The 23941-nt window shown below is 59.1% G+C and carries 20 protein-coding genes and 1 tRNA gene; 8 read left to right on the top strand and 13 right to left on the bottom strand.

Features of this window, described 5'->3' with window-relative positions; translation table 11 throughout:
- The first annotated feature begins 72 nt into the window (after positions 1-72).
- Entirely contained in the window at positions 73-1206 is a 1134-nt protein-coding gene (locus tag GY33_RS0102010) for a deoxyhypusine synthase family protein (protein ID WP_051822197.1), read from the top strand.
- On the top strand, positions 1203-2396 hold the full coding sequence (locus GY33_RS0102005) for an NAD(P)/FAD-dependent oxidoreductase (protein ID WP_051822196.1): 1194 nt from the start codon (positions 1203-1205) through the stop codon (positions 2394-2396). Before GY33_RS0102010 ends, GY33_RS0102005 begins: the two co-directional genes overlap by 4 nt.
- 17 nt (positions 2397-2413) lie before the next feature.
- On the opposite strand, the gene GY33_RS19565 is transcribed toward GY33_RS0102005, so the two are convergent.
- Together GY33_RS19565 and GY33_RS0101995 are read right to left on the bottom strand one after the other, a co-directional pair.
- On the bottom strand, positions 2414-3868 hold the full coding sequence (locus GY33_RS19565) for a response regulator (protein ID WP_051822195.1): 1455 nt from the start codon (positions 3866-3868) through the stop codon (positions 2414-2416).
- A gap of 49 nt (positions 3869-3917) precedes the next feature.
- Positions 3918-5162 (bottom strand): EAL and HDOD domain-containing protein, encoded by a 1245-nt coding sequence (locus tag GY33_RS0101995; RefSeq protein ID WP_152555030.1) that lies wholly within the window; start codon positions 5160-5162, stop codon positions 3918-3920.
- Positions 5163-5569: 407 nt separating this feature from the next.
- On the opposite strand from GY33_RS0101995, the gene GY33_RS0101990 reads away from it, so the two are divergent.
- Positions 5570-6430 carry a PilZ domain-containing protein gene (locus GY33_RS0101990; protein ID WP_031385725.1) on the top strand — a complete coding sequence of 287 codons (861 nt, stop codon included), beginning with the start codon at positions 5570-5572 and terminating at the stop codon, positions 6428-6430.
- A gap of 144 nt (positions 6431-6574) precedes the next feature.
- On the opposite strand, the gene GY33_RS0101985 is transcribed toward GY33_RS0101990, so the two are convergent.
- Entirely contained in the window at positions 6575-7825 is a 1251-nt protein-coding gene (locus GY33_RS0101985; protein WP_031385724.1) for an EAL and HDOD domain-containing protein, read from the bottom strand.
- Between the two features lie 407 nt (positions 7826-8232).
- Here GY33_RS0101985 and GY33_RS0101980 point away from each other — a divergent pair, with 407 nt between their 5' ends.
- Positions 8233-9849 (top strand): response regulator, encoded by a 1617-nt coding sequence (locus tag GY33_RS0101980; protein ID WP_031385723.1) that lies wholly within the window; start codon positions 8233-8235, stop codon positions 9847-9849.
- A gap of 46 nt (positions 9850-9895) precedes the next feature.
- On the opposite strand, the gene GY33_RS0101975 is transcribed toward GY33_RS0101980, so the two are convergent.
- The 10 genes from GY33_RS0101975 to GY33_RS0101930 all read right to left on the bottom strand — a co-directional run bounded on the left by GY33_RS0101975 (position 9896) and on the right by GY33_RS0101930 (position 18854).
- Positions 9896-10549 carry a lactate utilization protein gene (locus tag GY33_RS0101975; protein ID WP_031385722.1) on the bottom strand — a complete coding sequence of 218 codons (654 nt, stop codon included), beginning with the start codon at positions 10547-10549 and terminating at the stop codon, positions 9896-9898.
- A gap of 113 nt (positions 10550-10662) precedes the next feature.
- Positions 10663-11076 carry a phage holin family protein gene (locus GY33_RS0101970; protein ID WP_031385721.1) on the bottom strand — a complete coding sequence of 138 codons (414 nt, stop codon included), beginning with the start codon at positions 11074-11076 and terminating at the stop codon, positions 10663-10665.
- Positions 11077-11118: 42 nt separating this feature from the next.
- Positions 11119-11484 (bottom strand): MerR family transcriptional regulator, encoded by a 366-nt coding sequence (locus GY33_RS0101965; RefSeq protein ID WP_235185434.1) that lies wholly within the window; start codon positions 11482-11484, stop codon positions 11119-11121.
- 128 nt (positions 11485-11612) lie between these two features.
- Positions 11613-14048 carry a phenylalanine--tRNA ligase subunit beta gene (pheT, locus tag GY33_RS0101960; RefSeq protein ID WP_031385719.1) on the bottom strand — a complete coding sequence of 812 codons (2436 nt, stop codon included), beginning with the start codon at positions 14046-14048 and terminating at the stop codon, positions 11613-11615.
- A gap of 159 nt (positions 14049-14207) precedes the next feature.
- Positions 14208-15272 (bottom strand): phenylalanine--tRNA ligase subunit alpha, encoded by a 1065-nt coding sequence (gene pheS, locus GY33_RS0101955; RefSeq protein ID WP_031385718.1) that lies wholly within the window; start codon positions 15270-15272, stop codon positions 14208-14210.
- 2 nt (positions 15273-15274) lie between these two features.
- A complete protein-coding gene (gene rplT / locus GY33_RS0101950; RefSeq protein WP_031385717.1) occupies positions 15275-15628 on the bottom strand; it encodes a 50S ribosomal protein L20 in 354 nt (117 codons plus the stop codon).
- 88 nt (positions 15629-15716) lie between these two features.
- Positions 15717-15917, bottom strand: a complete 201-nt coding sequence (gene rpmI, locus GY33_RS0101945; protein ID WP_028572048.1) for a 50S ribosomal protein L35 — start codon at positions 15915-15917, stop codon at positions 15717-15719.
- Between the two features lie 242 nt (positions 15918-16159).
- Complete coding sequence (gene infC, locus GY33_RS0101940) at positions 16160-16714, bottom strand: translation initiation factor IF-3 (protein WP_235185433.1); 555 nt, start codon at positions 16712-16714, stop codon at positions 16160-16162.
- Positions 16671-18608: a threonine--tRNA ligase gene (gene thrS / locus GY33_RS0101935; RefSeq protein ID WP_031385715.1), complete on the bottom strand. Its 1938-nt coding sequence runs from the start codon at positions 18606-18608 to the stop codon at positions 16671-16673. Before thrS ends, infC begins: the two co-directional genes overlap by 44 nt.
- Positions 18609-18779: 171 nt before the next feature.
- Positions 18780-18854: transfer RNA gene (locus GY33_RS0101930), tRNA-Val, on the bottom strand.
- 308 nt (positions 18855-19162) lie between these two features.
- On the opposite strand from GY33_RS0101930, the gene GY33_RS0101920 reads away from it, so the two are divergent.
- From GY33_RS0101920 to acs, 4 genes are all read left to right on the top strand, one after another.
- Entirely contained in the window at positions 19163-20056 is an 894-nt protein-coding gene (locus tag GY33_RS0101920) for a formate dehydrogenase accessory protein FdhE (protein WP_031385713.1), read from the top strand.
- A 68-nt stretch (positions 20057-20124) separates the two neighbouring features.
- Positions 20125-20751 carry a molybdenum cofactor guanylyltransferase gene (mobA, locus tag GY33_RS0101915; protein ID WP_031385712.1) on the top strand — a complete coding sequence of 209 codons (627 nt, stop codon included), beginning with the start codon at positions 20125-20127 and terminating at the stop codon, positions 20749-20751.
- A gap of 201 nt (positions 20752-20952) precedes the next feature.
- The gene (locus tag GY33_RS0101910) at positions 20953-21816 is read left to right on the top strand and encodes a LytR/AlgR family response regulator transcription factor (RefSeq protein ID WP_031385711.1); all 864 of its coding nucleotides are present in this window, start codon (positions 20953-20955) and stop codon (positions 21814-21816) included.
- Between the two features lie 191 nt (positions 21817-22007).
- On the top strand, positions 22008-23924 hold the full coding sequence (acs, locus tag GY33_RS0101905; protein ID WP_031385710.1) for an acetate--CoA ligase: 1917 nt from the start codon (positions 22008-22010) through the stop codon (positions 23922-23924).
- The last annotated feature ends 17 nt before the right edge of the window (positions 23925-23941 follow it).

The following is a 23941-nucleotide window of genomic DNA, read 5'->3' as shown; positions in this document are numbered from 1 at the left end:
CGCTTCCCTCGGCCCTTTTTTTTGGCGGTTCCGTTTTTCAAGGAGCAACGCCAAGGAGTAGCTTTAGACGACATGAACATTCGACGTATCGATACCTTGCACAGTGGAGAGGAAGACGGCCTAACGCCCCTGAAAACCCTTGATTTGGACGCGGTGGAGGATTTCGACGAACTGTTGACGGCCATGTCCCGCACCGCGTTCGGGGGACGCTGTCTGGGTGAAGCCCTGGATGTTCTGGAGGCCATGGTCAGCGATCCGGAATGTTTGGTGGTGGGGACCTTTTCCGGGGCGATGACCGTGGCCAAGATGGGCAAGGTGCTGTGCCGGATGATCGACAACGGGTGGCTGAACATCATTGTGTCCACCGGGGCTCTGATGGCCCATGGGTTCATCGAATCCATCGGGCTGCGCCACTATAAGCACGAGCCGCACCGGATGAACGACGCCGCCCTGTTCGAAAAGGGCTACAACCGGGTTTACGACACCCTGGAGCCGGAAACCAATTTCATGCAGGCCGAACGGGTCATCGCCCGGGTGATGGAAGAAGTGGGTGATAATGCCCATTTGAGTTCGGAGAGTTTGTGTCGGGCCATCGGTCGGCATTTGACCGAGAATTATGACGGTCCGGGGATCCTCAAAAGCACTTACGCCAAGGACGTGCCGGTGTATATTCCGGCCTTCACGGATTCGGAGCTGGCCCTGGACGTAGCCTCGTACATGCTGCGCAACCATCCGGAATGGCAGTCCCTGGACATCGATGACCCGGCCCGACTCCCGTTTCAGTTCAACCCTTTCCTGGACCTGTTTAGCTATACCAAGCGGATACTGGCGGCCAAGCGGATCGGGATATTCACCATCGGCGGGGGCGTGCCCCGGAACTGGGCCCAGCAGGTCGGGCCGTTTCTGGAGATCCTTAGCCAGCGCGTCGAGTCCATGAAGACCACGGCCCGGCGGTTTCACTACGCCGTGCGGATCTGTCCGGAACCGGTGCACTGGGGTGGGTTGAGCGGCTGCACGTACCAGGAGGGCGTCTCCTGGGGCAAGTTCGTCGCACCCAGGGACGGCGGGCGGCACGCTGAGGTGCCCAGCGACGCGACTCTGGTCTGGCCCCTGCTGATCAAGGCCTTGGAGCAACGCTTGGCCAAGCGCGAAGCCAAGCACGCCGCTGCATCGAATTCGGATACCGGACGAGAGAAACAAGCATGAAGCGCTTCGTGGTTATCGGCAACGGGCCCGCGGCCAACAGCGCCGCCGAGGCGATCCGCAAACAGGATCAAGCCTCGTCCGTGGTGATGTTTTCTCGCGAATTCCAAGGCCACTCCTACACCCCGGCCCTGCCGGAACTTGTATCCGGTGAGAAGGCCGCGGAAAAGCTGATCGTCCATGGCCCCCAGTGGTATGAGCGACTTGGAATTGACTTGCGTTTGGACTGCCCGGTCCAGGACGCCAACCCTGAACGCCGCCTCGTGATCACGGCGGAGGGTGAGGAGGTAGGCTACGATGCTTTGCTCCTGGCTACGGGCGGCAACGCATTCGTTCCGTCCATTCCCGGAATCGACGACCCGAAAGTGATTCCGGGAGTGTTCACCTTGCGGACCATGGCTGACGCGGAGCGGATTAAGGCCGCGGCGGGCAAAGGGCGACGAGTGGTGCTGATCGGCGGAGGGCTGTTGGGGCTCGAGGCAGGAAACGGCCTGCGCCGGGCCGGCGCACATGTGGAGGTGGTTGAGGTATTTTCGCGTTTGCTGCCCCGGCAGACTGATCCCCAGGGAGCGAAGCTGCTTCAGGGCTTGCTGGAATCCATGGGATTCGCCTTTCACCTGGGCAGGAAAACCGAGCAGATCGCCCGGATGCCTGACGACCTGGATATTCGCCTGGACAACGGAACCCGCTTGGCAGCGGACATGGTCCTGATTTCCGCAGGGGTGCGTCCGGAACTGGAACTGGCCCGCAAGCTCGGATTGGCCGTGGACAAGGCCGTGCTGGTGGACGACCGGATGCGGACCTCCTTGGCGGACGTGTACGCCGCCGGGGACGTCTGCGAGCACCGAGGCAGATATTACGGAATCTGGCCCGCGGCGGTGGAGCAGGGCAGGGTCGCCGGGACGAATATGGCCGGAGGGGCCGCGGAGTACGCGGGCACGGTGCCGAGCAACTCCCTGAAGGTGGCTGGAATCGCCCTGACCGCCTTCGGCGAGATCGACGCCGAAGGCCGCCATGAGGCTTTGGTATTCCAGGACCAGGCAAAAGGCCTGTACCGCAAAGTGGTCCATGATCAAGGCCGGATGCTCGGCGGCATGTTTCTCGGTGACGAGCAGGGGGCCAGGGTGGCGCTGACGGCCATGCGAAAGGATCGGGTCGTTAGTCCGGAAATTTTGGCATTATTTCCGGTGTAATATTTTTTGGAGCCCGCTTAAAAAACTGATCTGTCCAGCTCTTCCCGTGCCGTTGCCGGAGGGCTGGGCAACACGATGCTGATCGTTGTTCCGGCATCCTCGGACGAGGTCGCGGAAATTTCCCCCCCTAGGGTCTTGGCGATCAGGGCCGCGGAGTATGCCCCCAGGCCGGTGCCATGGCGTTTGCCCGCCGTGACGTATTTCTCGAAAAGCCGGTTGCGGATGACCGCCGGAATCGCGCCTTGGTTGTGGATGGTGATTTTCGCGCCATTCTGAGCCGTCTTTAGGCCGATGGTGATCGTACCGCCCTTGGGCGAGGCCTCCGCCGCGTTCTTGAGCAGGTTGGAGAGCATGGACAGGCAGAGCAGTTTTTCGCCGAACACAAAAAATTGTTCGTCCGAGGTCGCCTTGCATCCATTGATTTTTATTTCCACCCGCAGTTGCATCATTCTGACGAATTGGCCGATTTGGGGGAGTGCCTCCCGCATCAGGGCCATGATTTCCACTGGCTCGGGATTTAGCTTGTAGCTGTCCTGCTCCATCTTGAACAGATCAAGGGACAGGTTGATCTGGTTGAGCATGTTGTGGCCGGCGTCGCGGATCAGGGTCAGTGATTCGATCATGGTCTCCGATAGTCCGGACTGATAAAGGAGCATGTCCGGAAGGCCGATGATCGCTCCCAAGGGCGATTTAAGGTCATGCCTGATGATTCGCTCCACATCGGCTTTGAGGGATTCCAGGTGTTGGCGGGCCGTTATGTCCACGGCCACGTAGAGCGAGGTGTCCGCTGCCACTGGAGATATGGAAATCTCCCAGGTCTTTCCGGCGGCCTCGATTTGGAGCGGGGTGCCGGTGTTTTCCAGTTTTTGGGCGAAAGACATGGATTCATGAATTTCGCGGCGTACCGGTTCTGGAAAAAATGGGCCGCTGACCGGCTCGTTGGGCGTGATGTCCATGAGCTGAGCTTCGGAGTTGGCGAACAGGACCTGGTAGGTGGCGGTGTTCAGCAGCACCAGTGGGTAAGGCAGGCAGTTCAGGATCAGTTCGCGCAACTTGCGCTGGGTCATGGCTTCACGCTGGAAGCGGATCGTCTCGTTGCAGCGTTCCAAAGTTCCTAGCAAGTCCTGAATGGATATGGGCTTGGAGAGAAAGCCGTCTGCTTTGAGCTGGATGCCACGCTTCAGGATGCGTGGATCCTCCAGGCCGGTGATCAGGACGATCTGGGTGATGGGAGACAGGGAGCGGATGGCTTGGCTCATTTCCAGACCATCCATGCGGGGCATTTCCATGTCCGTGAGCACGATGTCCGGGCGGCTGCGGGCAAACTCGAAAAAGCCTTCGTGGCCGTCCTTGGCGCAGAGAACTTGGCGGACGTGAGGGCGAAGCATTTCTTTCAGAAATTCCAGGGTGACGGGCTCGTCCTCGACGCAAAGCACGGATAGGTCGAAGGAAATCGAGGGCTGGTCAGTCATGGGGAGGCTCGTTGATCAGTTTCGAGTTTGCGTGGTGAATGTCAGGAAGTCACCCGGCCACCCGGAAAAATTCTTCGGACCAGGTCATGGCTTGGGCGTAGCAGGTGCCGACCTGGATCGAATTCAGGTCCAGTTGAGCCGCCAGGACGTCCACGCGGTCCCATTGGCCCTGTTCAAACTGGGCGGTCAGTTCCAGCCAGGGCGAAAAGAGGCTTGGACGGCCGCAGAGGGTCGCCTTGAGGGCGTCGGTCAATGGCAGAAAGTCCACTAAGTCCGGCATGGACATGTCGAACATGGCGTCCAACAGAGAAAACAGGCCCAGCAGGAACAGCTCGTCGGTGGCCACGTCCGGACGGCCTGAACCCAGGAGTTCCAGAAATCGCGCCCGTTGGGCCGAGAGCAAAGGGAGTTGGGAGGTTTTTTCCGGAGGAGAAAGATCCGTGAGAATGACCATGCGTAACCATGTTCTGGCTTGTTTCGCGCCCAGGTAGGCGACGGCCCGCTGCACCGTGGTGATGGGCTGGATCACTCCGAAAAAGGGAGAATTGAGGAATTTGAACAGCCGATATGTCAAGGAGACGTCGTTTTGGAGGGTCTTGGCGATGACATCCCAGCCTTCATTCCGGTTGTCCAACATCTTCAGTAGTTTTAGTCGGGCGACCTGGGTGGAGGAAAGCTTTTTCGAGGCAATGACCTCGGGCTTCTGGAAGAAAAAGCCCAGGAAGAATTCCGCCCCCAGCCGTTTGGCCTCGGCAAAGGCTTCCGGCGTTTCGATCCGCTTGGCCAGGACCGGAATGCCGGTTCGGGTCGCGGCGTTCATGGCCTGGGTGAACGCCTCCGAGGATTCGGTCAGGGCGTCCACAATAAGGTAATCCGCCTCGCCCAGGACATGCCGACAAGACTCCAGCGGACCGTCCAGGGCCAGCCGGTAACCCGCCGCGCGCAGTTCGGTTATTATGCCAAGCAGATCCCCATCCCGGCAAAGGTTGGGGGTCAGTTTGATGATCGTATTGTGCGGCGGCAGGGCGTAGGGGACCTCGTGGACCAGGGCCGTGGTTGAAAACTCCATCAGCAGGTATGTGTCGCGGGCCAAGCCCAGACTCGGGGATGCCGCCGCCTCCAGGACGACTTGCGCCGTGGCTTGGTCTTGGTCCTCAAATCGCGCGGACTCGGCCTGTTCGCAGTCCCTGTACAACAGTTGGTAGCCCCACAATTTCATGTTCCGGTCGAATATCGGGTGGCGGGCGAAAAAGCAGGATTGTACGGATGGAGGTGGTGGTGGGGATGGGCGCATTACCGGGTATTCCTTCGTAATCACATGGATCGATCGCGCTGGGCATGCTCTTGTCGGAGCGCGGATCGCCGTGCTGGTTTCGGTTACATTTTTTTCGCTCCCGGGGAGGTGTTCTCTTCAGGGTCGCGGATTCGGTGACCGGCCCGGATTGCGTTGCCGTCATGGTGTACATTGAAAGCGCCTGGTCGACAATTCGTGAATGTCGATTTTCAGCAGGACGATTCCTTTTTTTTGTTCGCGCACTGTCGCCGATGCAATACGTTCGACCTGGGGAACGGGCTTGACGTAAAGTCAGTTGGCATGACAATAATGAAATGGTTTGATTGACGATTTTTTGGCATATGGTGTAACCAAACAATTATTTCAGACTGCTTCTTTTAACCGCGACGCCAGGAGCCACTTATCTGATGGACATCTGTACAACCGTAGCCGCGGCTGAGTCAGGCGAACTTCTGGAGCAGGCCATAGCGGAGCGGGCCAAGCTGATCGTGGTCCCGGCGCTTCTGAGCCGTTCACCCAAGTCCGTCGCAGGAATGATTACCTCCTTGACTAAGAATAATATCAATCTGGAATTGGCCTCCCTTGGCGGACTGACCATGGCCAACTGGCTGCGCAACGAGGTCGCCTGCTACTTTCAGTTAAACGACAGGGCCAGGGCCTGCGAATTTTACTACAATTTTACTTCCCCCGTCATTTCCCTGACCAAGCAGCCCGGAGGATACGTCTGCGTTCTGCGGGCTCCCGAGGCTCTTTCCCTGGGACAGCGCCGATCAAGCATGCGTATTTTCCCCAGGTCGGAACATGTCTTGGGCTTCTCTCTCTGGCCCAAAGGGCATTTCATGGTCAAGTGCCCGGAGACGAACAAGGTCAAGCTGAACCCGCCGATGATCAACAACGACCATCTCCAGGAAAAACAGGTCCAACTCCTCGACCTCTCGGCCGGAGGGATGAAAGTGAAGCTCCAGTATTCCGGATTGAAGGACGTGATAGAGGCTTGGGCAGGCCTCTCTGAGGTGGTGATCTGGCTGGTTTTGTATGATCCCAATAAAGGCTGCAACATGACGCTCTGGTTCAAGGGGCGAGTCTGTTACAACCAAGTTGACCATGCTTCCAAGGACATCGTCAGCGGCTTTGAACTGACGGCCGAGGGCATCAAGGAAAAAAGCGGAAAATTGGTTTGGCGGACGGTGGAGCGTCGAATGGTCAAAGCCCTGGCCGCTTGGACCCACGAGCGATACCTGGAGAGCACCACCCGAGGCATGCGCTGATCAAAAGTCCTCTCCGCATTGTCGAATCCTCGGTTCGTGAGCTGTTCCCGCGCAAGAATTCGAACAGTTCCCGCTGGCCTGACTGTTGTTGGCCACGACCACGGTTTGTGACGTGTCCGGCATGGGATGGGAGATAGTTGGCGGTCAGTAGGCATGTTGGAAAAACGTCTGGGTCCAGTCCGCGGCTTCGGCGTAACTGGAGGCCACTCTGAGCGGATCCAGGCCGAGTTCATTAATACAGGCGTCCGCTACGTCCCAGTCCGAGCGTTCAAAGGCGTCGGCCAGTTTCATCCAGGGCAGATACGGGCTTCCCTCTTGTCGGCACAGGCCGGCCTTGAAATCCTCTTCCAGGGGGAGGTTGCGCAGAATGTCCGGCATGGGCAGGTCCAGCAAGGCTTCCAGCAGAGAGAGCAGACCCAGCAAAAAGAGGGACTCCGAGGTGACGTTTTCAAGAGGACTGCCGGAGGCCGCGGATTGCAGGAACTTGCCGCGCAGGGCGGCGGAAAAGGGAAGTTCGTGGGGTTTGCCGGGCAAGGTGGTTTCCTTGACCAAAATGACTTCCAGCATGTGGCGGACGTGTTTCAGGCCGATGAAGGACAGGGCCCTGCGGATGGAAGTGATTTTTGTCACCGGGCTGAACCGGGCGGAGTTGACATACCGCAACAGTCGATAACTGAGGGCGACGTCCTTTTCCAGAACATCGGCCAACTTGTCCGGATTGGGCTGGTCCTCGTTGAGGATCGCGAGGAGTTTGAATCGCAAGGCGTGATGGGAGGTCAGGCGAGGGCCGTGCAGGGTTTCCGGCTTCTGGAAAAAGAAGCCCTGAAATAAGTTCACGCCGTGATGCTTCAATTGCTCGAAGACCGCGTGGGTCTCGACCCGCTTGGCCATGACGAGAACGTTCGCGGCTTGGGCGGCCAGGATAGCATCGGAAATCCGATGTTCCGGAGCGGTCATGGCGTCCAGGATCAAAATGTCGATCCCTGATACTACCGGCACGGCGGCTTCGGCGTCGTCCTCCCAGGCCAGCGGATAACCGGCTTCGCGTAGTTCCTGGAGCCGTTCGTGGATGGAAGGTTCGGCCCGGGGGCCGAGATATTTGACCACGGTTTTTCCCGGAGGCATGGCGAAGGGGGCGCTCCGGACCACGTTCTCCCTGGTGAAAGCAATCATGTTTTTGGTCTGGCCATGGGGATCGAGCAGTGGGTTCATCGCGATGTTGCGAATGATCTCCAGGGTGGCCTCACTGCCGTCCTCAAAGCTGGCGGCCACCGATGCGGCGGTAGCCCGATGGAAAAACTGGTAGCCCCAGATATTTCGGGACTGATCAAAAATGGGCTGTCTGCCGACAAAAAAAGGAAGCGGTCCCCAGTTGGCTTTTAGATCGATTCGCACGGCATGATCTCCGAATGACGAGAGATGTCGGCTGGTGCCGGTTATTGTTGGTCGAGACGGTTACTTTAGATGGTGGTCGCTCTATCTGAAACAATTGATTCGCGACGTCGTCTCTACCAATTTTCGGGAGTAAAGAAAACATTCTGAAATCATTCAAAATGACTTGATATCGATGTTGTTTACTTCAGACGGAGTGTTCGCCTTCTCTCCCTCTACATCTCTGACCGAGAAACCCTCAGTGGGGTCGTTTCTCCCGGTATTTCAAGAGCAACATCTGGTGTTTCGCTTTTTATGCTGGTAGACATCGGCTTGGCTGGACGCCTTGATGGAGTTTGTCCGGTACATGGCCATGATCGATCTCGACGGTCAACCATGCGTTGAGAGCACAGTTGGAAGAAGGAGCAGGCATGAGCAGCTTGGACGATTTTCGAAACCTGGATTTTATGGAGCAGATCGCCCTGCTTGAGGAGATACAGGCTAAAGCGGACGGCGCGGCGATTGCTCAGTTGAGCGATCTGTTCGTCACGCCCGTGGGGGACCGGGCAGTAGATACCATGCTGCGTAAGGTGTTGCGGGAATTACTGTTGCGGCATCCGGCGGTGCTTCTGAACGGTCTCGCGGCTCAAAGTCGCGACCTGGCAAGGTTTTGCGCGGTCCTGGCCGGAGAGGCCCGGTTGGCCGAGGCGACGGCCCCGTTGATGGAATTGGCTCGGACGTGGCGGGAGGACCAGGAAGCGTTGCACGACTGTCTGATCGCCCTGGGGCGGATCGGCGATCCGGCGGCGGTGCCGTTGTTTCGGGAATGTCTTGATCAAGAGGATGATTTCATCGTCTGCGCCTGCATCACGAATCTCGGAGTCCTTGGAGATCAGGCTTGCCAAGCGCATCTGGAGGCCGTGGTCGACGCTAATGAAGCCCCGGAGTCGTCGGTTGAATGTCTGGCCACCACTTGGGCGGCCATTGACGCGTTGTTCGCCTTGGGCACGGATCCGGCCTTGACGTACCTGACCTCCAAAATTCACCACGGCAACCCCACGGCTCGCCGTCTGATCCTGCAAGGACTCGTGGGCAAGGCGGAGCAAGCCCTTCCTTTTTTGCGGGCATTGCTGGGGCGGACGGAGGATACGGATGAAAAGATTCTCCTGGCCAATGCTTTGGGCTTCATCGGATCCAGACAATCCGCGAACGACGTGATCGATGCCTTGGAGTCCGGACGGTTGGGAACCGTTAACGAACGGTTCGCCGGGTACGAGGCTTTGGGGCGGATTCCGGGCATGAAGAGCATCGTTTTTCTCCAGAGTGCCTTGTGGAAGGAAACCGACTCCTTGCTGCTGTTGGCCATTGCCCGGGGGCTGGATGCGTTGAGTGTCGAAGTGGTGGCCGAAGGGGCTGCCAGGGAGGTCGAAGCCCGGTTGGACGAGTCGCCGGAAGCGGTTCGGGCCGTATTGAAGGCCGTGGTGGCCTCGGGTGCGGGGAATCTCTTCTCCGCCTTGGCCGGTCTGCCGGGCTGCGGCCCGTTGGTGCTGGAGACGGCCGCCGTGGAGGCGGAAGCAAAGACCAGGGGAGCCCTGGCTGAACGCCTGGAAGAGCGGGGGATGGTCCAGGAAGCGGAAACGCTGCGTCAGGCCGGCGTCACGGACGAGGAGTCCTGGCAGCGCAAGCGGATGTTGGCCGTGGACGACTCCGAGGCCATGCGCTCCTTTTACGCCCAGTTTGGCTCTTTCGCCGGATATGACGTCCAAACCGCGGAGAACGGTCGCGTGGCTCTGGATATGGTGGAGAGCGGGGAGGGATTCGATCTGGTGGTGGTGGACATGAACATGCCGGTGATGGACGGAATCGAACTGACCACCAGGCTGCGGGCCATGCCGGGGCTGGCCTCCTTGCCGATCCTGATGGCCAGCACGGAATCCTCGAAGTCCCAGGCGCGCATCGCCAAAACCGCCGGGGTGAACAGCTTCATCGTCAAGCCGTTCACCCAGGAACAATTGCGGGAAAAGATCCTCAAGCTATTCGGAGACTAACCGGATTGCCTTTTCCCGCAGCCCCCCTGGGGAGGGGTGGCGATGGCTACAACCCGAGATCCTCGTTGACCAGAACGAGCTTGATCCGTCCCTTGGGGAAGGACTTTTCAGTGATCGTCCAGGTGTTGCAGATTCGTTCCGGGCTTTTGCAGTCCTCGCAAAAGCCAGTTTTGACGCAGGGTGTCTTCATCTTCAGGCGGGCGGCATTGGCCGGGGCGACGAACCCCTTGACCCGAAGCATAGCTTCTTCCACGTCCACGCAGAGCTTGTTGCGTCCCACCAGCACCACCACATGCCGGGGTCCGAAGGTCAGCGCTCCGACTCTGTTGCCGTACATGTCCAGGTTGATCAGCTGACCGCTCTCTGTCAGGGCGTTGGTCCCGGTGAAGTACAGGTCGCAAAGCAGGGCCTGACGGCGGAGTTCCTGCTTTTGGTCTCTGCTCAGGGAGGGATCGTGGACGTCCAGCACCTTCAGTCCCTTGCGCTGCTTCAGGGCGTCCGTGATGCCGGAAGCGGAAAGAGTTGCCGATCCGCCCCAGGCCACCAGTCCGGGGTTCACCGCCGGGAGAATCACGTTCAGGACGGTCTCTCGGGCCTGGGTCAGGCCGTCCACCAGATATGTCTCGAAATTGTTGTTTTCCAGCCCTTCCTGGGCTTTATGCAGGCGTTTGCTCCAGAATTTGGTCAAATAGTCGCTCATGGGGATGCTCCAGAATATTTCGGTTCACGGTTCAATGGTTCTCGGTTCAAAGGTTCTGGTTGTCCAGAGTCATGGGGCGGATGCAAAAAGAAGCTGGGGCAACGTGGTTCGGGTCATGGTTCCCAGCGTCCGTTGCCGCGGCGCATTTCAATGTGTTCCACGCGTTTCACGCGTTCCACTCGGCCGCGATCACTGATGAAGGAATTGAGCAGCCAGCCCACGAGGCTGATGATCAGCGAGCCGAGCAGGGCGGAGCCGAATCCGGTCACGTGAAAGGAGCCGACCACGCCGGAGACCATCATCAAGAGCAGGGCGTTGATCACGAACAGAAACAGGCCCATGGTCAGGATGGTCGCGGGCAGGGTCAGGATGATCAGGATCGGGCGCAGGACGGCGTTGAGGATGCCGAGTACGGCGGCGGTGGCCAGGGCGGAGAGAAAGCCCGCCGTTTGAATTCCCTCAACCAGGTAGGCCGCTGCCAGAATCGCCACGGTCAGCATCAGCCAGCGCAGAAATATGCCAGGCATGGTCGTCTCCTCGTCAGTGTCACGATTGGGTCATGATTGGTGTCATGGGCGGCGGCGAGCGCCGGGTCTCGCGGGTGCGGACAACATGGTCCGAATGTCCCGCAGTTCCTGGATGATCCCGCTGGTCAACTCATGAACCTGGGCGCTTTCCGTCAACCGGCGTCTGGCGCCGTCGATGGTCAGACCATCTTCGTGGAGCAGCTTTTGAATCCTGCGCAACATGGCCATGTCGTTCTGGGTGTAGAGCCGTTGGCCTTTCTCGGTACGTAAAGGGGCCAACTGGGGAAATTCCGTTTCCCAATAGCGCAACACGTACGGCTCAAGGCCGAGCTCTCGAGCCGCCTCGCCGATACGCAGGCGCTTCGGGCCCGGGGAAATTTCAGGAAACATCCGTTGGGTGCTGGGCATGGCTGGTCCGCTGGATGTAGATTGCGGGAGATTCCGATTACGGGGTGCTCACTGGCTCAGCCTGTAGCAAGAAAACGGAGAAAGAGCCAGACAGGAGAAGAGAGAATTGCTCTCTTCCTCCTTCTCTCTCAGGAAAATCGGACCGGCAGTCGCTCCTGGAGTCGGGAACAGAGCCCTTGGTGGATCTGGTCGATTTCCTCGTTGGTCAGGCTGCGTTCCGGGTGGCGGTAGGTCAGGCGCAGGGTGTGGCGGACCTCATCGGTTTCCGGTTCGGTTTTCGGAAGGAAGCGGTCCGCCAGGATTACATCCTGGAGCAGTTCGATTTCAGAGGACTGAATGGCCTCCAGAATCGCGGCGCAGGTGACGTTTAAGGAGCTGATCACGGTCATGTCCCGGCGGACCGGGGGAAAGGTCGGCAAGGTGGTGAAGCTTTGGACCGACTCGGCCCAGCGACGCTGGAGCAGGTCCAGGTCGATTTCCGCCAGGAACAGTTCCCGCCGGGCGTGACAGGATTCGGCGATTTCCGCGCGGACCTGACCCAGCCAGCCGCAGGACGCGCCGTCCAGGAGAATTTCGGCGCAGGGCAGGCAGATGGAATGGTCGGGCAAAGTCCGGAAGGTGGAGGCGGGCAGGCGCAAATGGCGCAAGAGGTGCTCCACCATGCCTTTGAGGTCGAAGATGTCCACGGAATTAACCACGGACTCCGTAGGATGGGGCCAGCCTTCGGGGTGGCGCTGTCCGGTCAGGGCCAAGCCTAGCCGGGAGGGTTCCCGTGCCCCGGTTTCGGAGCCGGAATCGGGCTGGAAGACCACGGAAGTTTCGAAAAGCCGCAAAGTGGTGTTGCCCTGGGTCAGGTTGTGTCGAACGCTTTGCAGAAGGCCGGGGGCGAGCATGGGCCGCAGGACGTTTTGATCTTCGGAGAGCGGATTGCGCAGGGCGATGGTCGTCACGGCATCGGCCAAGTCGCCCATCAGCCCCATCAAGGTCAGCTCCTGGGTGGAGACGAAGCTGTAGTTGACCACCTCGGTCAACCCAAGGCCCTGCCCCCAGAGCTTGATCCGGCGGCGAAAGTCGGTCTTCGGAGCTAAGGAAGCCAGTTGGTCCAAGGACTTGGCCGCCCGGGGCAGAACCGCCGGGATGCGGTCCAGTCCGTAGCAACGGCCGACTTCCTCGATCAGGTCCGCTTCCCGCTCCAGATCCCGGCGAGAGCCGGGCGGGGTGACGTGCCAGATGGGCTGGTCGTCGTCGGCCACGGTGCAGCCCAGGGCTTGCAGCGTGGTTTTGCAGAAGGCGTCGTCCAGGGCCAGGCCAAGCAGTTTCGCGGCCCGCTGGGGGCGAAAGGAGATGGAAGGGGCCTGCCAGGGCCAAGGCTCGCTTTTGGCCACCCCGCGCAGGACCGTACCGCCGGCGGTTTCCCGGATCAAGGTCATGGCCCGGTCCAGGGCCAAAGCCGAGCCGGGCTGGTCCACCCCGCGCTCGAAGCGGTAGGATGATTCGCTGGACAGGCCCAGGCGGCGCGAGGTCTTGCGGATGGAAATGGGATTGAAGACCGCGCATTCCAGAAGAATGTCCGTGGTCGCCTCCGTGACTTCGGAGTTGGCCCCGCCCATGACCCCGGCCAGGGCCACGGCTTTTTCCGCGTCGTTGATCAGCAGATCGGAGGCCAGCAGGGTGCGTTCTCGTCCGTCCAGAGTGGTAAAGCTTTGGCCTTTTTCGGCCCGGGCAACCCGGATGGCCGGGCCGGCCAGTTTGGCCAGATCAAAGGCGTGCAGGGGCTGGCCCCACTCCATGAGAATATAGTTGGTCACGTCCACCACGTTGTTGATGGGCCGCTGCCCCACGGCCAGCAGTCGACGCTTCAACCACGTCGGGCTGGAGGCGATGCGGATGCCCTGGATGACCCGGGCTTGGTACAAGGGGCAAAGGTCGGGTTCGTCGATGACGATGGACACGGCCTCGGAGCACTCCGAGCCTTCCTCGGTCAACCGCGTTGTCGGCAGGTTCAGGGGAAGGTTGAATTCCGCGGCTACCTCTCGGGCCAGACCGAGCACGCTGAGACAGTCGCCGCGGTTCGGCGTGATGGAGATGTTCAGGACTTCGTCCTTCAGGTCCAGAACACGTAGCAGGCTGTGTCCCAGGTTGAAGTGGCCTTCCAAAACCATGATTCCATCGCTTTCGTCACCCAGCCCCAGTTCGATCTCTGAACAGATCATGCCCTGGGAGGTCTCTCCGCGGATCTCGGTATCGACGATTTCCTTGCCGTCCGGAAGGATCGCGCCGGGCTTGGCCACGGCCACGAGTTGCCCCCGGGCCACGTTTGGCGCGCCGCAAACAATGGGCAACGTTTTGACCTGGCCGATGTCCACCTTGCACAGGCTGAGCCGGTCCGATCGCGGGTGACGGTCGCACTCAAGCACTCTACCTACGACTACGTTGGCTAAATGGGCGAAGGGGCGGATGATCTCTTCCACTTCCAGACCAAGCATTGTCAGGCGGTCGGCCAATTGTTCGGCCGTACCTTCATATGGCGTGAACTCGCGCAGCCAGTTCAAACTTAAAAGCATGGGAAACCTCGAAGGAGAGAATTCAGAAGTCGGAATTCAGTATTCAGGAGGGCCGAAGACGGTGTGACGTGATCCTGGGGCGGAAGGGTGATTTCCGAGCAAAGAAGACGCGGACGGGTCTTCACGCCTCATAAAGACTGGCCGGAAAGATTGGCCGGATCAGCCGAATTGGGAGACGAACCGGACGTCGTTTTCGAAGAACATGCGCAGGTCGCCGATGCCGTATTTGAGCATGGCTACCCGCTCCACGCCCAGTCCGAAGGCGAAGCCGGTGTACACTTCGGGGTCGTACTCCACTGCCGTAAAGACCGCCGGATCGATCATGCCGCATCCCAGGATTTCCAGCCAGCCGGTCTGCTTGCAGACCCGGCAGGTCTTACCGGCGCAGACGCCCCGGCCGCTGCAGAGCATGCAGGAAATGTCCACTTCCGCGCTGGGTTCGGTGAAAGGAAAAAAACTGGGACGGAAGCGGACAACGGTGTCCGGACCGAAGATTTGATGCACGAAGGCGGTCAAGGTGCCGCGCAGGTCGGCCATGCTCACGTCCTTGTCCACGAGAAAGCCTTCGATCTGGTGAAACATCGGGGTGTGCGTCAGGTCGGAGTCCCGGCGGTAGACCTTGCCCGGCGCAATGGCGGCCAGAGGTGGGGTTTTGCGCTGCATGGTGCGGACCTGCAAAGGCGAAGTGTGCGTCCGCAACAGGGTGTTTTCCCCGATATAGAACGTGTCCTGCATGTCCCGGGCCGGGTGGTCCGGGGGCAGGTTCAAGGCTTCGAAATTATAGAAGTCCGTTTCCAGTTCCGGGCCTTCCACAACCTCGAACCCCAGTGAGACGAAGGCCTGGCAAATTTCCTCGGTGACCAGGGTCACCGGGTGGAGGCTGCCCAGCCATTGAGAGCGCCCGGGTAGCGACGGGTCGAAGCGGGCCAGGAGCTCGTGCTCCTTGCGCCGCTCCAATTCCCGCAAGCGGGCTTCCATTCGTTCCTGGAGCCGAGCCTTGACCTGATTGGCCTTTTGGCCCAAGGCCGGGCGCTGATCCGGGGGCGTCTTGGCCAGGCCGGACATCAACCCGGCCAAGCGTCCCTTGCGACCCAGGTAAGCCACGCGGATGGATTCGACTTCAGCGGCAGTGTCGGCCGAAGCCAATCCAAGGTCCAGGGCCTGAGCCAGCTCGTCCAACTGCTCGGCCAGATCGCTGGAGCGTTCCGTGTGCGAATCGATCATGATCAGGCCAGTTTGGCTTTGGCCATTTCGGCCAGCTTGCCGAAGTGTTCCTTTTCCCGAACAGCCAGATCGGCCAGAACCTTGCGGTTCAGTTCGATGCCTGCCTGGGACAGGCCGTGCATGAATTTACTGTAGGACAGACCGTGGACCCGGGCCGCGGCGTTGATGCGCATGATCCACAGGGCGCGAAATTCGCGCTTGCGAACCTTGCGGTCGCGATAGGCGTACGCCAGGGCGCGCTCCACCGTGACGCGAGCGGTGCGGTACAGTCTGCTGCGGGCGCCGCGATAGCCCTTGGCCATATCCAGATATTTTTTGTGCCGGCGGTGGGCCGCCAAGCCGCGTTTTACACGCATGGACTCAACCTCCTCGTTGGTGAAAGGCAACCGGCCCGTGTTTGAAAATCTTAACCACAGGCCGGAGAATCATTGATAAATCCAAACCCTATTTCGCAAAAGGGATCATCTTGCGCACGGACTTCACATTGGCCGGCGCGAGGATGGTGTCCTTGCCTAACTGTCGTTTTCGTTTCGGACTTTTCTTGGTCAGAATATGGCTCATGAAGGCCTTGCGGCGCTTGATTTTTCCGGAGCCGGTCAACTTGAACCGCTTGGCGGCGCTTTTCCGAGTCTTCATTTTCGGCATGGTCGTTCTTCTCCTTACGGACTGAATGGACAAATATATATCGTCAGCCGTGACTTTCCACGGCGTTCCGATTTTTTTCTATAACTACTTCAGCTCATCCGAGCATGAACTGCGCTGGATAGCGACAACGCGTCCGCCCTTGCGGGTCTTATTGATTCGCAGGCACCACGGAAAACACGTCATTCCCGCGAAGGCGGGAATCCAGCCTCGGAATGTGGCTCTACCCTGAATGTGCTGAACAGCTACTTTTTCTTTTCCACGGCACTGAGCACCATATTCATGGTACGTCCTTCCATGGACGGCTGTTGGTCGATCTTGGCCTCTTCGCCCAGTTCTTCCAAGACCCGCTTCAACACCATTTCACCGCGGTCGCGGTGCATCATTTCCCGTCCCCGAAAGGCCACGGTGACCTTGCACTTGTCGCCGGCCTCCAGGAAGCGGCGGATGTGCTTGAGCTTGGTTTCAAAGTCGTGATCGTCCGTCTTGGGGCGGAACTTGATTTCCTTGAGCTGGATCAGGGTCTGCTTTTTTCGGCCTTCCTGCTGCTTTTTTTGCAGTTCGTACTTGTATTTTCCGAAATCCATGACCCGACAGACCGGAGGACTAGCTTCCGGAGAAACTTCAACCAAGTCAACTCCCTGACTTTCCGCGTACTGGAGAGCCTCGGCCAGAGGCAGAATTCCAACCTGCTTGCCGTCCTCCCCGATGACTCGAACTTCTTGAGCCCGGATCTGCTTGTTGCAGCGGGTACGTTTAACCGAGGTAATAGGGCATTCCTCCGCGTTTGAAAGGTTCACTGGACTCGTCCCTGATCATGGCCGCGAACTGACCCAGAGACTGCTCGCCGCGATTCTCACCGGTCCTGGTGCGGACGTTCACGGCTTGGGACTGGGCCTCCCGTTCGCCGATCACGAGCATGAACGGGATTTTTTGCATCTGGGCTTCGCGGACCTTATAGCCCAGTTTTTCATTGCGCAAATCGGTTTCCACCCGGAATCCCTCGGCTTGCAACCGCCGGACGCACTCTTCGGCCCAGGGGTTCTGGGCGTCCGTGACCGTGAGAATCCGAGCCTGGACCGGGGCCAACCAAACCGGAAACGCTCCGGCGTAGTGCTCAACGAGAATCCCCAGGAACCGTTCCAGGGCTCCCAGGATCACCCGGTGGAGCATGACCGGTCGGTGCCGATTGCCGTCCTGACCGGTGTAGTACAGGTCGAAGCGTTCCGGCAGGGTGAAGTCGCACTGAATCGTGGAGCATTGCCAGCGGCGATCTAGGGCATCCTTGAGCTTGATGTCAATCTTTGGTCCGTAAAAGGCGCCGTCGCCGGGGTTGACGGCATATTCCAGCCCCAGGGTTTCCAGGGCGTTGGTCAGGGCCGCGGTGGCCCGCTCCCAGTCCGCGTCCGAGCCGATGGACTTCTCCGGGCGGGTGCTCAAGGCCACTTCGTATTCAAACCCGAAAAGCCCCATCACATCCTGGATAAGGTGCAGGATGGCGATGATTTCATCCTGGAGTTGATCCGGGCGGCAGAGGATATGGGCGTCGTCCTGGGTGAACTGGCGAACCCGCAGCAGGCCGTGAAGCACGCCGGACTTCTCGTGGCGCTGGACCGTGCCCAGCTCGAAAAACCGGAGCGGCAGGTCCCGGTAGCTGCGAACCTGGGACTTGTAGATCAACATATGGGCTAGGCAGTTCATGGGTTTGACGCCGTAGGCCTGTTCGTCGATCTCCGTGAAATACATATTCTCCCGGTAATTGTCGTAGTGGCCGGAACGTTCCCAGAGTTCGCGGCGCAGCATCTGCGGACCCTGGACCAGCTGGTAGCCCCGGCGCAGGTGTTCCCGGCGTTCGAAATGTTCCAAAAGGAAGCGCAGCATCGCTCCTTTAGGATGAAAAATGGGCATGCCCGGGCCGGCTTCCTCGCAAAAGCTGAACAGGTCCAATTGAACGCCCAGCTTGCGGTGGTCGCGTTTCTTGGCCTCTTCCAGGCGATGCAGGTGTTTTTGAAGGTCCTTTTCCGAGGCAAAGGCCGTTCCGTAGATCCGCTGAAGCATGGGCTTGGATTCGTCGCCGCGCCAGTAGGCCCCGGCCACGGAGGTCAGCTTGACCGCTTTGACGAATCCAGTGGACGGCACGTGCGGGCCCCGGCAAAGGTCCGTGAAACCGCCGTGTTCATACAGGGAAACCGTGCCGTCTTCCAGGGCGTCCAAAATCTCCAGTTTATAGGTCTCGCCCATGCTTTCGAAAAGATTTCGGGCGTCTTGTTTGGAGATGCTTCGACGTTTGAAGGGCTGGTCCTGGGCGATGCTCTTGGCCATTTCGGCTTCGATGGCTTCCAGATCCTGAGGGGTGAAGGGACGTTCGAAGTCGAAGTCGTAGTAGAATCCGTTCTCGATGTCCGGGCCGATGGTCACCTTGGCCGTGGGAAACAGGCGCTGGACAGCCTCGGCCATGATGTGGGCGGCGCTGTGACGGATCATGGCCAAGCCTTCCGGGCTGGACATGTCCACGGCTTCAAGATTGGTGCATTGGGCGGGATCGACGGGAGTGTGGACGTCGAGCAGACCCGAGGCGCTACGGCACCCTACAGCGGTCTTCAACTTTTTTTTGCTCAACGCGAGGGACAAAATTTGACCGCAGTTCTCATTTTCGACGATTTCCAGCTGCTGGTCGCCTATTTTGATATGCACTCCCGATACTCCTTGCCCGGAATTGACCTGTCCGGAACCCGACCACCCGAAATCGTCAGAGTCGACATCTTTTTCAAACGTTGAGATGAGTTCGTTCGGAAATTTCGTTCTGGTTTCGAATGGTCTTCAAATAAAGCAGGGAGGCCTGGGCCTCCCTGCGTGGATGCGTGATGGTAGGCACGAGGAGATTTGAACTCCTGACCCCTTGCGTGTCAAGCAAGTGCTCTCCCCCTGAGCTACGCGCCTGTTCCTGTTCGCGGTACCTGCCCGCAATGATGCTTGCGGCAAAAAGGGTCTTTGCCTTTCGTTCGTGAAAAAGTCAAGCTTTTTGGAGGTGGAAAATGTATTTTTCTTTTCCACATTTTCATGGGCCGGTCATTCGAAAAAATCCGGTTTATCGATTGATTGTCCTTGGCTGTTCAATTATGGGTTCGAGGAAGATCGTTTGATGGAAGAGAATCGATTTCGGGTGGAGCTCATATTTGATTAAGAGAGACCACCTGATTCGTCAGTGTAATGATGATGTTGTATTTATCTTGGAGGAAAATCTGATCATGACCGACTTGGCGAAGGAAGAACAACGTTTTTCACGAAAGATTGGCGCGTTACGCGCGAAAGGCAATTTTCCGGCGGCCATGCTGACCCTTTTGGAAACAGTGGGGGGGAGACAATTCCAGGCCATGGTTGAGCAGGCGTCCAGAGGCGACGCTTCGTCCGGATTGCCCGAGTTGACGGCTCCTGAACGGCATGTTCAGGGCGCCAGCTTGTTGCCGCGGGCCTCCTTTCCCCTGGATCTGGAACCGGCTCGCGCACTGTTGGCGACCATCCTGGAAGATGTCCGGGCCGCGGGGTCGGAGCTGGAGATCGGCGCTGACCGGGTGATGGAAGCCCTGGAGACCGAGGAACTCACCGTCGAGCGACTGTTTCAGGCGTATCTGGATGAAGACCAGGATTTTTTCGCCGTCTGGGCCGGGAAAACTCCGACCACGCCGAAGTTGTTGTTCTTTCTTGCGCAAAGCGCACTGACGCCGTTCATCAAAAGCTTGGCTCGCCGGATCGTCGAGGCGCGTCCGCTGAACGGTGTTTGGGAGCACGGCCACTGTCCGGTCTGTGGGAGCCTGCCGTATCTTTCCAGCCTGGAAACTCGCGAAGGGCTGCGGAAGATGCACTGTTCCTTCTGTCAAACCGCGTATCGCGTCGCGAGGATCGGATGCGTGTACTGCGGTGAGCGGGATCCGCAAAAGTTGCACTATTTCGATGTGGAGGACCTGCCCGGATTCCGGGTCGATCTTTGCGATCAGTGCCGGATGTACGTCAAAACCGCCGACTTTCGACAACTGGACAGAATCTCCGTTCCGGTGCTGGACGACCTGGAATCCTTGGCCATGGACGTACTGGCCCAGGCCAGGGGGCATGTCCGGCCGACCTTGTCGGCATTCGGTTTCTAGCCCTGATCCACGGGCTGCCGTCAACCAATCCGGACACATTACACTGGTTGCGAGTGAGGATGACGACCATGAATCAGGGAGGGTCGCCGGCCGGAGTCGTGCTGGCCGGCGGCAAGAGCAGTCGGCTGGGCCATGACAAGGCGCGGATCGTTTTTTCCGGGGTCAGTTTGCTGTCCCGATCCGTAGATCTGCTCAAGCGCCACTGCGACACGGTGCATGTTGTCGGAAGGCTGTCGGATGACCATGGGCTTAACGTACCGAGTTTTCTCGACGCCGTCCCGGGGCGCGGTCCGGGAGGAGGAATTGCCACTGCCTTGAGTCGTCTTGGTCGACCATGTTTGGTGCTGTCCTGCGATCTGCCCCTGATGGATGACCGGACGTTGCGTCGCCTTAAAGCCGGATGGCGGGAAAAGCCGGACACGGCCCTGATGACGACTTTCCAGCAGGAAGACACCGGATACATCGAGGCTCTGGTTGCGATGTATGAACCCGAGGCCCTGCCTCTGCTGGAGCGAGCGTTTGACCAGGGGCTGTATCAACTCAACCGGATTCTGACCGAGTCCATGAGGCATCATATCCCCTATCCGCGGTCCGAAGCGACGCCGTTTTTCAACGTCAATCACCCGGCTGATCTTTCCATGTTGCGCTATCTGGAGGCGACAACGAACGGTTCTTGGAGAAAGGGGGCCGTTTAACTGTCCGTTGAAAAACTCCCAATTGCCGCGTCACTGCAAAAAGTTCAAACTCTCACGTATGAATAAATACGCTTCAAAATTGAACTTTTTTTGCTCCTTGCACTTGAGGTTTTTGAACGAACAGTAAAATGCGGATATTTCAACAACTAAAGTGGTATTTCAACCGTCAACCATCAAACATCAACGAGTTACGGTGATGTCATGAGCGAACTCCGCGTATTGCTGATCCATCCCGATCCCCAGTTGCGCCATGAATTGCGGCGGCAACTGCGCGAAGTGGACGGGGTGAAGGTGCTGGGGGAGGCTGTTTCCGCATTTGAGGCCATGGAACTGTTGGAAGGGGTCGGCTACCATGCCTTTTTCCTGGGAGTGGAGCTGCCGGACGGAGTCAGCGGCCTGGAACTTGCCCAGATTCTCGGGCAGCGCAAGCGTCGTCCAGCCATGGTCTTTTTGGCCGCGGACGAAGCCCACGCCTTCAAGGCCTTTGAACTGGGGGCCACGGACTACCTGCTCTGGCCATGCACCGACGAGCGGCTGAAGCGCACGTTGGCCCGGCTGCGTCGACTCCCGGCCGACGCGCATATCGCCGAGCCCGAGGGCAACTCCAGGCAAGCCGTGGATTTCGGGGGCGACGAGGAAACCTTGCAGATCGCCATGGGCGAGGAGGAAGAAGACAATTTCCTCAAGGCATTGCGCCAAGCCTGGGATTATAACCAGACTCGTCCGGTGGAGATCGAGAAGTTGCCCATAACCCTGGATGGTCGTGTGATTCTGGTGCCCTATAGCCAGATCGTCTTTGTTGAAGCCTACGAAGACTACAGTTTCGTGCATACCAATCAGGACAAATACCTGACCTCGTTCCGTTTAAAGTATTTGGAGGACCGTTTGCGCTCGCACCGTTTCTTTCGAGTGCATCGTAAGTTTCTGGTCAACCTGGAACTGGTTACGGAAATCGCCTCTCTGCCGGGCAGCAACTTCATGCTCCGAACCACGGGAAAAAAGCGCATCGAGCTGCCGGTCAGCCGCCGTCGCATCGCGGATTTGAAGCAGATTCTCGGCCTCTGAGTTCACGGCGATCTTTGCCGTTTACCCTTTCCCCCTTCCCTTTCGTCGATAATCAATGCGGCATTCCGGCTGGTTCGTGTTCTGGATGCAGCCGTACCGGGAACCACGATGGGATGGTTCGTTATCGGTCCGTGCGCCACGCGCACGTCATGTCACGACGTTCATAAGCTCACCGCCAAGGAGGAGACATCATGTCACAAGACGGCGCTCTGGAAACCTTGCTTCACGAGGATCGCGTCTTTCGGCCTTTGCCGCAGATGGTCATCGAGGCCAATGCCAATCCCCAAACCCTGGAAAACGCCCGCAGACAGGCCGTGGACGACCCTTTGGCCTACTGGGAGGAGGCCGCCAAAGAGCTGGAGTGGTTCCGGAAGTGGGACAAGGTTCTGGATGACAGCGACGCCCCGTTCTACAAATGGTTCACCGGAGCCAAGTGCAACATCGTCCACAACGCTCTGGACCGGCACATCAAGACGGCGAACAAGAACAAATTGGCCATTATCTGGGAAGGCGAGGCCGGTGATTCCCGGAAAATGACCTATTTCGAATTGTACCGGGCGGTAAACAAATTTGCCAACGCTCTCCGCTCCCTGGGCGTCCAGAAGGGCGATCGGGTTCTTTTGTACATGCCCCCTTTGCCGGAAACCGTGATCGCCATGCTGGCCACGGCCAAGGTCGGAGCCATCCACAGCATGGTCTTCGCCGGTTTTTCGGCCAAGGCCATGCGCGATCGGATTGAGGACGCCCAGCCTAAGATTATCGTCACCGCTGACGGGTTTTACCGCAACGGTCGGGCCGTGCATCTGAAGTCCATCGTCGACGAGGCCCTGATGGGGCCTGTCTGCGACTGCGTGGAAACCGTGGTGGTCGTGCATCGGGCCAACGTCCAGGTGGAAATGCAGGAAGCCCGCGACCTCTGGTACGAGGAATTGGTCCGGGCGGAAAGCTCCGAATCGCCGACCGAGTCCATGGACTCCGAGGACATGCTTTTTCTGCTCTACAGTTCCGGGACCACGGGAAAACCCAAGGGTATCGTGCATACCCACGGCGGCTACCAGGTGGGCATCAACCGCACCCTGAACTGGGTCTTTGACATTAAGCCCACGGACATCTTCTGGTGCACCGCGGACGCCGGCTGGATCACCGGGCACAGCTACGTGGTTTACGGACCGCTCATCGCCGGAACCACCACGGTCATCTTTGAGGGCCATCCGCTCTATCCCCAGGCCGATCGGGTCTGGGACCTGATCGCCAAGTACGGCGTAACCATCCTCTACACCGCGCCGACCCTGGTCCGAATGCTGATGCGCTTCGGCACCCAGTATCCCAAGAAGCACGACCTGTCCTCGCTGCGCATCCTCGGCTCGGTGGGTGAGCCCATCAACCCCGAAGCCTGGGTCTGGCTGTACAAGAACATCGGCCGCTCCGAGTGCCCGCTGGTGGACACCTGGTGGCAGACCGAGACCGGCTCGATCATGATCAGTCCGCTCCCGGTCAGCGTGCTCAAGCCGGGCTCCTGCACCAAACCGTTGCCGGCCATCGATGCGGACGTGGTGGACGAAAAGGGCAACCCCGTGCCTCCGGGCAAGGGCGGGCTGCTGATCATCCGCAAGCCCTGGCCGTCCATGGTTCGGACTCTGTACAAGGATCCGGAGCGTTACAAGAAGACATATTGGGAGAAAATTCCCGGCGTGTATCTAGCTGGGGACATGGCTCGCAAGGACGAGGACGGATACATCTGGATCCAGGGCCGCTCGGACGACGTGATGAACATCGCCGGACACCGCCTGGGTTCCGCGGAGCTGGAAAGCGCGTTGGTGGCTCACAAGGCCGTGGCCGAGGCCGCGGCCATCGGCATCCCGGACAAGATCAAGGGCGAGGTGGCCAAGGCCTTCGTTACCCTGAAAGAGGGATTCGAGGGGTCCGACGACCTGGTCAAGGAACTCAAGGTGCATATCCGCAACGAACTCGGCCCCGTGGCCATCGTCAAGACCATCGAGTTCCGGGAAAAACTGCCCAAGACCCGCAGCGGAAAGATCATGCGCCGGGTGCTCAAAGCCGAGGAACTCGGCCAGGAAGTGGGGGATACCTCCACGTTGGAAGACTAGTAGCGTTGGTAGGGGCA

Origin of the sequence: Desulfonatronum thiodismutans (genome assembly GCF_000717475.1) — a bacterium.
GTDB lineage: Bacteria > Desulfobacterota > Desulfovibrionia > Desulfovibrionales > Desulfonatronaceae > Desulfonatronum > Desulfonatronum thiodismutans.
Note: the sequence above shows the minus strand (reverse complement) of the source record. Positions and strands in the feature narration are given on the sequence as shown.

What these genes read in the sequence shown, in the direction of transcription:
- GY33_RS0102010 (WP_051822197.1), top strand. Translation starts at nt 73, where the DNA reads ATGAACATTCGACGTATCGATACCTTGCACAGTGGAGAGGAAGACGGC.
- GY33_RS0102005 (WP_051822196.1), top strand. Translation starts at nt 1,203, where the DNA reads ATGAAGCGCTTCGTGGTTATCGGCAACGGGCCCGCGGCCAACAGCGCC.
- GY33_RS19565 (WP_051822195.1), bottom strand. Translation starts at nt 3,868, where the DNA reads ATGACTGACCAGCCCTCGATTTCCTTCGACCTATCCGTGCTTTGCGTC.
- GY33_RS0101995 (WP_152555030.1), bottom strand. Translation starts at nt 5,162, where the DNA reads ATGCGCCCATCCCCACCACCACCTCCATCCGTACAATCCTGCTTTTTC.
- GY33_RS0101990 (WP_031385725.1), top strand. Translation starts at nt 5,570, where the DNA reads ATGGACATCTGTACAACCGTAGCCGCGGCTGAGTCAGGCGAACTTCTG.
- GY33_RS0101980 (WP_031385723.1), top strand. Translation starts at nt 8,233, where the DNA reads ATGAGCAGCTTGGACGATTTTCGAAACCTGGATTTTATGGAGCAGATC.
- GY33_RS0101975 (WP_031385722.1), bottom strand. Translation starts at nt 10,549, where the DNA reads ATGAGCGACTATTTGACCAAATTCTGGAGCAAACGCCTGCATAAAGCC.
- GY33_RS0101970 (WP_031385721.1), bottom strand. Translation starts at nt 11,076, where the DNA reads ATGCCTGGCATATTTCTGCGCTGGCTGATGCTGACCGTGGCGATTCTG.
- GY33_RS0101965 (WP_235185434.1), bottom strand. Translation starts at nt 11,484, where the DNA reads ATGCCCAGCACCCAACGGATGTTTCCTGAAATTTCCCCGGGCCCGAAG.
- pheT (WP_031385719.1), bottom strand. Translation starts at nt 14,048, where the DNA reads ATGCTTTTAAGTTTGAACTGGCTGCGCGAGTTCACGCCATATGAAGGT.
- pheS (WP_031385718.1), bottom strand. Translation starts at nt 15,272, where the DNA reads ATGATCGATTCGCACACGGAACGCTCCAGCGATCTGGCCGAGCAGTTG.
- rplT (WP_031385717.1), bottom strand. Translation starts at nt 15,628, where the DNA reads ATGCGTGTAAAACGCGGCTTGGCGGCCCACCGCCGGCACAAAAAATAT.
- rpmI (WP_028572048.1), bottom strand. Translation starts at nt 15,917, where the DNA reads ATGCCGAAAATGAAGACTCGGAAAAGCGCCGCCAAGCGGTTCAAGTTG.
- GY33_RS0101920 (WP_031385713.1), top strand. Translation starts at nt 19,163, where the DNA reads ATGACCGACTTGGCGAAGGAAGAACAACGTTTTTCACGAAAGATTGGC.
- mobA (WP_031385712.1), top strand. Translation starts at nt 20,125, where the DNA reads ATGAATCAGGGAGGGTCGCCGGCCGGAGTCGTGCTGGCCGGCGGCAAG.
- GY33_RS0101910 (WP_031385711.1), top strand. Translation starts at nt 20,953, where the DNA reads ATGAGCGAACTCCGCGTATTGCTGATCCATCCCGATCCCCAGTTGCGC.
- acs (WP_031385710.1), top strand. Translation starts at nt 22,008, where the DNA reads ATGTCACAAGACGGCGCTCTGGAAACCTTGCTTCACGAGGATCGCGTC.